Below are 7,925 nucleotides of genomic sequence, written 5' to 3' on the forward strand. Positions count from 1 at the left end.
CTACGCAACGCTGTCGCGAACGCGCCGCTCTAACTCCCCTCTCCCTGAGGGAGAGGGGCTGGGGGTGAGGGTGACCTCAGGGAGAGGGGCTGGGGGTGAGGGCAGCGGCGCGGAGCGCTTGGGCTGGCGGCAAAGTGTCTTCATCCGTATTTGGCCGAGCTGAGCAGTGTGACCTGCTGGATCGGCACAGCCGTGCAAGCGTTGCCGGACAGTTGCGGGCACCTACGCCGATTGCAGGCGCAGGTGCTGCACCAGAGCTTGTAATCCCAACAGATAGCTTTGCGCCCCAAAACCGCTGATTTGCCCAACCGCTACGGCGGCAATGTAGGAGTGCTGCCGGAAGGACTCGCGGCGGTGGATGTTGCTCAGGTGAACTTCCACGGTGGGCAGTCCCACGGCGGCAATGGCATCTCGGAGGGCAATGCTGGTGTGGGTGTAGGCGCCGGGGTTGATCAAAATACCGGCATGGCGCTGGCGCGCGTGGTGAATGGCATCGATGAGCACCCCTTCATGGTTGGACTGCAGAATTTCCAATCTTGCCCCCAGCCTTTCTGCCTGCTGATGCAGAGCCTGATCGAGCTGCTCCAAGGATACCGAGCCGTAAATGCCCACCTCGCGCACTCCCAGCAGGTTGAGGTTGGGGCCGTGCAACACCAGCAGGCTCAGGGTCTCGCCGCCGGTGGCAATGGCAGTCGGATTAACGACGACGATGGGATCCATTTTCTACCGGAATGGGTGCCGGTTGGGGCTGAGGATGGCCTAGCAGGGTATCGATCACCCGTTCTACCCATTCGCGGAGCTTTTCCAGGACTTTTTCTACCCAATCCATCCGACCTGCCTCTTGCGGTTTTACCAAGGTAGCCTACTCATTGGACTTCTATGATAGCGTTTCTTGCCGAGGGGTGCAGGGTTAGCCTTTTTCCCAACAGGGATCCCTCGCCTCAGCCAGACCAGTTCTTCAGCATCTGGCTGAGGGTTCTGCAGATGATCCGCAGAGTCATGGATCGCAGCAGGATCCCCATCTGCAGGTCTGTTCCTGGCAGCTCAAACCGCTCCACCTGGCCGGCCACCGTCAACGTTAGGGTGGACTCCCGTTGCAAGAACAGGGCACCGTCGGGGTTGAGCTGCCGCTTCAGGGTTTGCAGCTCTTTATCGGAGGGATCCCGCAGCACCACCAAGTCGCTGCCTTCGTAGGCCAAGCCCTCCCGCTCCAGGGTCTCTTCGTCGGCTTCTGCCAACAGCAGATCCAGGTGGGGATGGCGCAGCAGGGTTTTCACCTGGCGAAAGAGGCTGCCGTTCAGGGGCCTAAAGCTGTGGTTCAGCAGCACGCCCTCCCGACAGACGCATCCTACCCATCTGCCGGGACGGTGGGACAGAATGTGCTCCACCAGGGTGTGCGCCTCGGCCAAGGTAAGGCGGTTGAAGGTCAAAATTGGGATGCGGGCCGTCTTGGGGAACAGGTGGTCGAGGATCGCCCCTGGCACATCCACGCCCGTGCCCATCGCCGGCTTTTGGTGCATGAGCACACCCGGTGCGGCATTGATCTCGATAATGCCCAGGGATCCCTCTTTCCAGGAGCGCTCTAGGCTGGTGGCGATGACATCGATGCCCAAGCACACCAGCGAGAACTGCTGGGCAATGGTTTGGGCCAAAACCACGTTGTCGGGATGGACGGTGGCCGTGACATCGCGGCTCACCCCCCCCGCCGAAAGATTGGACACCTTGCGCAGGTAGACCGTCCGCCCCGGTTCCAGCACGCTGTCCGCCGTCAGGCCCTGCTCCGCCAGAAAGCGCTCCATCGCCTCGTCCCACTGGATCGGCCCCAGCGGAGAAGTGGGGGTATCCCAGCGGGCGGGATCCCGGTTGGCCTGCTCGATCAGTTGCCCAATGCTGCTGTGGCCATCGCCGGTTACCGAGGCCGGGCGTCGTTCTGTGGCCGCCACAAAGCGCCCGCCCACACACAACAGGCGAAAATCGCTGCCCTGCAGATGCTTTTCCAGGATCAGCCGGATCGGCTGCTCAGGGGGAATGGCTGCCACCGCTGCACTGTAGGCAAAGGCCAATTCTTCTGGGGTTTGAATGCCTGCTGTCACCCCGATCCCCTTGTGGCCGGCCACCGGCTTGAGCACCACCGGATAGCCGATTTCCTGCGCCAATGGCAAAGCCTCTGCCAAAGAAGTAACCACCTCCCCCTGGGGCACGGGGAACCCTTGCGCCGCCAGAAAGGCCTTGCAATCGTCTTTGCGGGTGGTGAAGTCAGAGTCGAGATGGCTGTCGCAGTGAAAGGTGGTGGCCACCCCTCGCACTTGGTTGCGCCCATAGCCATACTGCATGACCCCTTCATCCCACAGGTAGCAGGCAGGGATCCCGCGTTCGTGCGCAGCCCGCAAGAGGGCATAGACCGTCGGCCCGCCGTACACCGAGTCGCGAAACAGTTGCTGCAGGCGACGCATCTCCCCCTCAACGTCGAAGGGCTCCCCCTGGGCGATGGCCTCCAGCCAATCCCAGGCAAAATAGACCGCAGCACGAGTGGTACGCCCGTGCAAGGTCTGCACCGCAATGCGCACGTACTCTGGAAACGGGTGACAGCTCCACCGCTGCAAGTGCAGATCCATCTGCAGCCGGTTCACCTCCGCCACCAGCCGAGCAAACAAATGGGCATAGGAAGGATAGGATCCCTCCTGCAAGGAGGGAAAATAGGAGCAGACCTTGGACAGGTAGGCCTCAATAGGCAGCGGCTGGGGGCACTGGGTGAGGGCAAAGTCGAAGGTGAAAGCGGCTGTATCCAGGTAGGGGTTGGGGCCGAGATAATGCTTCAGGTTGAAAATGTCGAAAGCATCCGACTCGCGCGCGTTGATGCGGGGCACGCCCGCCGCCTCCTGCAAAACCATAGCCGGCCTCAAGGGAAAAAGAACACCAGCCTCAGCTCCGGGAAAACCTGACCCTCCCGGCTTAGGCCGCTTCCATTATTCCCGATCCAACCCCCCTCCCCGCAGCACAAGGGATCCCGTGCAGCCTTTCGTCATGCCGCTCCCCAACCCCCCTCTCCCAGAGGGAGAGGGGCTGGGGGTGAGGGAAGCGGCTTGGATTGACACTCCCTCCGACTGAAGTCGGGGGATTCTTACGCAGTCCACAAACGGACTCGCAAAGGCGTTGTCAAGACGCCCCTAGACAGTCACTTGAGGCAAAACCTCAAGATTCTGCTTACTTTTCGTTCCTTCTCGTTCCCCAATGCACGGATCGGGTTTTTCACCGTAGTAGGTGCTTGGGAACGATAAGTTGACGAGCATTATTAGTAGTAGAGCAACTAAACTTGCCTACGGGCTTCTCGTCCCCGCGCTAAAGTGCGGGGCTACCAAGCTGTCCTGATGTGTCTTCATTGGGTTTGAGATATAGCTTTTTCCGAACTTTATGGGAGCTCTGTAGCCAAGCGGGAGCCTTACCTACGCAAGAGATCGATCCACATGACTGCAGCAGATAACGCCGGAAAAAGCTGCAGGTAACCGCCCGCCAGCCCTTAAATCCCCTCCCCTTTGCTTGTGGCAGCGCAGAGGGGTAGGGAGGTGTCTCAGACTTATTCGGAATTAGCAACGACCAACCTGCCCATCCGACTAATGAAGGGCGCTCAGGAGCACAACATCCGCAACCAACAGCGCCCCGGCAAAGGCCAGCAGGCTGCGCACGATCTGGCGCTCTTGCTTAGAACGATGGGATCCACCGATGCGGAGCCATTTCAGAGAGGGGGAAAGGCGATACAGCATAGGAAAGCCAGCAGAAGCCTAAAGCCATCATGCCCTATTCTGTGAGCCAGGCGGTTCCCCACGCTGGGGGGGAGAAACGGCTGGCCCTGGGGTGCAATTCCCTCTAGAGTGAGGGTTAGTCCTTTGCCCCTGTCTATGACCCCTCCTCTCGCCCAAGCCGAAACGGTTTTGCACAGTTGCTGGGATCACTGGCAATCTCTGGCCAGGCGTCAGGATGTGCAGCCGGAGTTGAGAGCTTTATCAGCTTTGCGCAAGCGCCTCACCGCCCGCCTGTTTGCCATTGCGGTGTTCGGGCTGGTCAACCGCGGCAAGTCAGCCGTTCTGAATGCCCTGATCGGCGAGGCGCGGCTGGAGGTAGGGCCCCTGAATGGGGTCACCCAACGGCCCCAATCTCTGCTGTGGCAACCGGATCCGGAGATCCCTTGGCGGGTGAGGCTGGTGGATACTCCGGGTTTGAACGAAGTAGAAGGCGCAGCCCGCGAACAGTTGGCCTGGGACGTGGCCCGCTCGGCAGATTTGATCTTGTTTGTCATCGCCACCGACCTAACCCAGTTGGAATACCAAGCCCTGTTGGAGCTGCGCACCCTGCACAAGCCCATCCTGCTGGTGTTGAACAAGTGCGATCTCTATTCAGAAGCCGAATTGCAGGCGATTCGCGCCCAGATCAGCCGCCACCTGGGCTGGGTGTCGCCGCAGGAGATCCTGACCGTCGCCGCTTGCCCAAAACCTCTGAAAGTGCGCACCCACTGGCCGGATGGCCGCATCACCCTGGAGTGGGAACGGCCCGCACCCCAAATTGAGACTCTGCGGGGGCGCATTGTGGAGATTTTGCAAACGGAGGCGGGCTCCCTCCTGGCCTTGAACGTCTTGAGGCGGCTGGATTGGGTTCAGGCCCAGATTCTGGAAAAACAATGGCAGCATCACGCCCGCTTTGTAGAGCAATGGGGCAAGGTTGTTGCCCTCGGCAAGGGGATCGCGGTGGGCCTGGCGCCGCTGGGGTGGGATTTGCTGCTGGCCCCGCTGCTGGATGGCCTGTGGCTGTTGGGCTTGGGGGTACGCTTGCATCTGCCCTGGGAAGCCCTATGGAAGGCGCTGGTCTCTTTTCGCGAAGGGCTGGGGCGACCGCTGCTGCTCAATGGGGCGCTGCTGCTGTGCGCCGAAGGGATGAGCTCCTGGCTGTGGGGAGACTGGGGCAACGGCCTTTTGCCGGGTTTGGTGGCGGGGGCAAGTTTATACCGCCTGGGATCCCTGGCGCCGCAGGCGCTCAGCCGGTTTGCGGCCCAAGCCTTCGGTCTAGGGGCAGGTCTTCATGCCCTGCTCGGACGGGAAAAGCCGGCTACGACAGACGGCGCACCGCCTTTGCCCAGTTCTCTCGCCTAGTTCTGCACCATTTCAGCAGCGTGGTAGGAGCTGCGCACCAATGGCCCGGAGCGCACCTGGCGAAACCCCATCTCACGGGCGATCTGGCCCAGCTCGGCAAACTCCTCCGGCGTCCAGTAGCGCTCCACAGGGCGGTGGGCCAAGGAAGGCTGCAAATATTGCCCCAGGGTGAGCCGGTCGCACCCCACCGCCAGCAGATCCCGGAAGGTTTCCAGCACTTCTGCGCGGGTTTCCCCATGCCCCAGCATCAGGCCGGACTTGGTGGGCAGGCCGGGATCCAGCTCCTTCACCGTTCGCAAAACCCGCAAGGATAGGTCGTAGCCGGAGCTGCGCCGCACCGCCTGCGACAGCCGCCGCACGGTTTCGATGTTGTGGTTGTAGCAGACGGGCTGAGCGGCCACCACACGGGCAATGCAGTCGCGATCGCCGCGAAAGTCGGGGGTGAGCACCTCGATCTGGATCCCAGGGCAGCGCCGCCGGATCGCCTGCATCACCTCCACGAAGCGACCGGATCCCTGGTCGGGCAGGTCGTCGCGGGCTACCGAGGTGAGCACCACATAGCGGAGACCCAGCAGCTCAACCGCCTCGGCCACCTTTTCCGGCTCTGCGGGATCCAACGGTGCAGGCCGCCCACCGGCCACCTGACAAAACGAACAGGCGCGGGTGCAGATCCCGCCCATGAGCAGAAAGGTGGCGGTCTTTTGGCTGTAGCACTCCGCCCGATTGGGACAGCGCCCCTCTTCGCAGATGGTGTGCAGGCCCCGCTGCTTGACCACCTGCTGCACCGCCGAGATATCGCTGGCCTTGCCGATGGAACGCTTGACCCAACTGGGAAGAGGGCTGACAGACATGAGAAAACCGTTGACTGGGGCTAAGTACCTGGAGAAAGCGTCCCTCTCCAACCCAAGGAGAGGGAGACAGCGTCTATTTTGACATGGACGCCTTCTCTGGCAACTGCCTCTGCCCAAAGCGGGTCAGGCTACCTGAGGGGCGGTCAGCATCTGGTTGACGATGCGCTGCACAATCTGAAAGCCGGTCACCGCCTGCCAACCCAAGATCGCCAAAATCACCGCGTTAAGCATCAGGTGAACATTGCGGGCCCAAACCTTCTGGCCATCCTTCATCAGCGGCGCCAAAGCCGCCGAGCTGGCCACCAAGGCGACAATGCCCAAGCCGGCCAGCAGGTGAGGCCCGACAAACAGCTTGCCGTTGTTGAGGTAGGTGACCCCCATGCCGCCCAGGGCTCCGAACACCATGAACACCAGAAACAGGGATCCGGCCAGGAAGTGCCGCTGAGCAAACTTCCCTTTGATCAGCTCCTTGCGTTCTTCTGCCGAGGCGGTGCGCACCCGCCGCGCCTGTAGCCCCAGGTAGAGGGCATACAGAGCCAGGGCAAAGGCCAAAATCATCAGCACAGGGTGAAAAAAAGGCAGTGCCAATTCCAACCAGCGGGGAAGTTGAAGGCTGCTCATAGGGATCGCGCAACGAAGAGGAAGCTGCTTCTAAATTAACATAAATTTAAATTAACCGAAAGCCAATTCCCTTGCTGCTGCAACGAGGGCGCGCATGGGCTCCAGCAGTTGGGGCGCCATCTGGGTGAGGTCTTGATACAGGCAAATTTGCTGTTGGCAGCGGGCTAGGTTATGGGCTTTGCGACTTGGGTACCGCTGCGGATCCCAATTCCAGTAGCAGTCCTCGAACCAATCCTGCAGAAAGCGGATCCCCAATTCCAGGGTAATCAGTTGGATCCCTTGGATGATGAGTTCTGGTTGTAGGGTGTGCAGGTTGCCGGTTTGGGCATAGCCCCGCAACCCCGCCAGGATCGCCTTGGGCTGAAAGGTATTGCCTCGTTTACCCCAGGAGCGCAAAGCATCTCCCAGTTCAACGTAGAGGTTGTGATACATAAAGGTGTCCAGATCCACCAGACCCACAAATCGCCCCTGCTCGTCGAACAAAAAGTTGTTGAACTTGAGATCGCCATGGATGATCTGCGTTGGGATCCCTGAGGGCAGCAAAAGGTGCGGCACAGTTTCGATTAAAAATTGCCATTCTGCTCGCACTTCTGGCGCCGGGTCGCGCTGGCGGAGCTGTTGCCAAAGGTGGGCCGTGTCGTGAAAATGCGGGATCTGGAAGCGAAAGCGATATTGCCACTGGGCCAAGAGCCGGTGCAAGCGTCCAACGGCTGCCCCTGCCTCTTCCAGGTAACTCCCATCGGGCGGGGTTGAATGCGAGGATCCCGGCAGACACTCCATAACCCGCCACAGCCCTTCTGCCCAGCTCAAATGCAGGGATCCATCCCGAGCGCGGCGAAATTGGGGCACGGGGAAGCCTTGTTGCCTTAGCCATTGGCCGACGGCTTGACCGTCTTCGGTGGCAGCAGGATCCAAACGGGGATGAAGACGCTGGGCAATGAAGGATCCCTCAGAGGTATTGAGTTTCCAGGTCTGGTGAATGAGGCCCACTCGGATGGCTTCGGGTGGATCCGGATCCCCCAGTTGAAAGTGCTGGACAAGGGGATCCAGCCAAGTCAAGTCAAGCATAGGCCAGGAAAAATTAAAGTTCTATGGAAGTTGGTCGGCGTTGGGGCATTTGCCCTCCTCAATAAGTAGGGTAAGCCGTTCGGGTTGTGCAGCTTTTTTTCGACTAAACCTGCTACAGTCGCAGCCTTTTTGCCGGTCAGAACCCTCTGCCCAATTGACCGCGAACTCAGGTGTCGTTCTAGCAAACCTGTGAAAGAGACCTATTTGCTACCTTAATGAAGGTTGCTGGCCGGACAATCGTCAG

8 protein-coding genes are annotated in these 7,925 nt (G+C 60.4%); 1 reads left to right on the forward strand and 7 read right to left on the reverse strand.

All coding sequences use genetic code 11. From position 1 onward, the window contains the following. Positions 1-222: 222 nt before the first annotated feature. The 4 genes from aroQ to NW844_RS11235 form a co-directional block, all read right to left on the reverse strand. The gene (aroQ, locus tag NW844_RS11220) at positions 223-720 is read right to left on the reverse strand and encodes a type II 3-dehydroquinate dehydratase (protein WP_414335700.1); all 498 of its coding nucleotides are present in this window, start codon (positions 718-720) and stop codon (positions 223-225) included. After that, a complete protein-coding gene (locus tag NW844_RS11225) occupies positions 698-829 on the reverse strand; it encodes a hypothetical protein (protein ID WP_414335702.1) in 132 nt (43 codons plus the stop codon). The genes aroQ and NW844_RS11225 overlap by 23 nt, the downstream gene beginning before the upstream one ends. A gap of 112 nt (positions 830-941) precedes the next feature. Beyond that, complete coding sequence (locus NW844_RS11230; protein WP_414335703.1) at positions 942-2,891, reverse strand: acetate--CoA ligase family protein; 1,950 nt, start codon at positions 2,889-2,891, stop codon at positions 942-944. Between the two features lie 720 nt (positions 2,892-3,611). Continuing rightward, complete coding sequence (locus NW844_RS11235; RefSeq protein ID WP_414335704.1) at positions 3,612-3,761, reverse strand: hypothetical protein; 150 nt, start codon at positions 3,759-3,761, stop codon at positions 3,612-3,614. Positions 3,762-3,896: 135 nt separating this feature from the next. Between NW844_RS11235 and NW844_RS11240 the strand changes: the two genes are divergently transcribed. Continuing rightward, positions 3,897-5,141, forward strand: coding sequence for an Era-like GTP-binding protein (locus tag NW844_RS11240; RefSeq protein WP_414335705.1), 1,245 nt, complete (start codon positions 3,897-3,899; stop codon positions 5,139-5,141). On the opposite strand, the gene lipA is transcribed toward NW844_RS11240, so the two are convergent. The 3 genes from lipA to NW844_RS11255 all read right to left on the reverse strand — a co-directional run bounded on the left by lipA (position 5,138) and on the right by NW844_RS11255 (position 7,681). Continuing rightward, positions 5,138-5,992 (reverse strand): lipoyl synthase, encoded by an 855-nt coding sequence (gene lipA / locus NW844_RS11245; RefSeq protein WP_414335707.1) that lies wholly within the window; start codon positions 5,990-5,992, stop codon positions 5,138-5,140. The two genes, NW844_RS11240 and lipA, sit on opposite strands and share 4 nt — an antisense overlap. A gap of 123 nt (positions 5,993-6,115) precedes the next feature. Continuing rightward, complete coding sequence (locus NW844_RS11250; protein ID WP_414335709.1) at positions 6,116-6,613, reverse strand: DUF4079 domain-containing protein; 498 nt, start codon at positions 6,611-6,613, stop codon at positions 6,116-6,118. Between the two features lie 51 nt (positions 6,614-6,664). Further along, a complete protein-coding gene (locus NW844_RS11255; protein ID WP_414335710.1) occupies positions 6,665-7,681 on the reverse strand; it encodes a phosphotransferase enzyme family protein in 1,017 nt (338 codons plus the stop codon). Positions 7,682-7,925: the final 244 nt, after the last annotated feature.

Origin of the sequence: Synechococcus sp. H55.2 (assembly GCF_047462495.1) — a bacterium.
Classification (GTDB): Bacteria; Cyanobacteriota; Cyanobacteriia; order Thermostichales; family Thermostichaceae; genus Thermostichus.

What these genes read in the sequence shown, in the direction of transcription:
- NW844_RS11225 (WP_414335702.1), bottom strand. Translation starts at nt 829, where the DNA reads ATGGATTGGGTAGAAAAAGTCCTGGAAAAGCTCCGCGAATGGGTAGAA.
- NW844_RS11240 (WP_414335705.1), top strand. Translation starts at nt 3,897, where the DNA reads ATGACCCCTCCTCTCGCCCAAGCCGAAACGGTTTTGCACAGTTGCTGG.
- NW844_RS11230 (WP_414335703.1), bottom strand. Translation starts at nt 2,891, where the DNA reads ATGGTTTTGCAGGAGGCGGCGGGCGTGCCCCGCATCAACGCGCGCGAG.
- NW844_RS11255 (WP_414335710.1), bottom strand. Translation starts at nt 7,681, where the DNA reads ATGCTTGACTTGACTTGGCTGGATCCCCTTGTCCAGCACTTTCAACTG.
- NW844_RS11235 (WP_414335704.1), bottom strand. Translation starts at nt 3,761, where the DNA reads ATGCTGTATCGCCTTTCCCCCTCTCTGAAATGGCTCCGCATCGGTGGA.
- aroQ (WP_414335700.1), bottom strand. Translation starts at nt 720, where the DNA reads ATGGATCCCATCGTCGTCGTTAATCCGACTGCCATTGCCACCGGCGGC.
- lipA (WP_414335707.1), bottom strand. Translation starts at nt 5,992, where the DNA reads ATGTCTGTCAGCCCTCTTCCCAGTTGGGTCAAGCGTTCCATCGGCAAG.
- NW844_RS11250 (WP_414335709.1), bottom strand. Translation starts at nt 6,613, where the DNA reads ATGAGCAGCCTTCAACTTCCCCGCTGGTTGGAATTGGCACTGCCTTTT.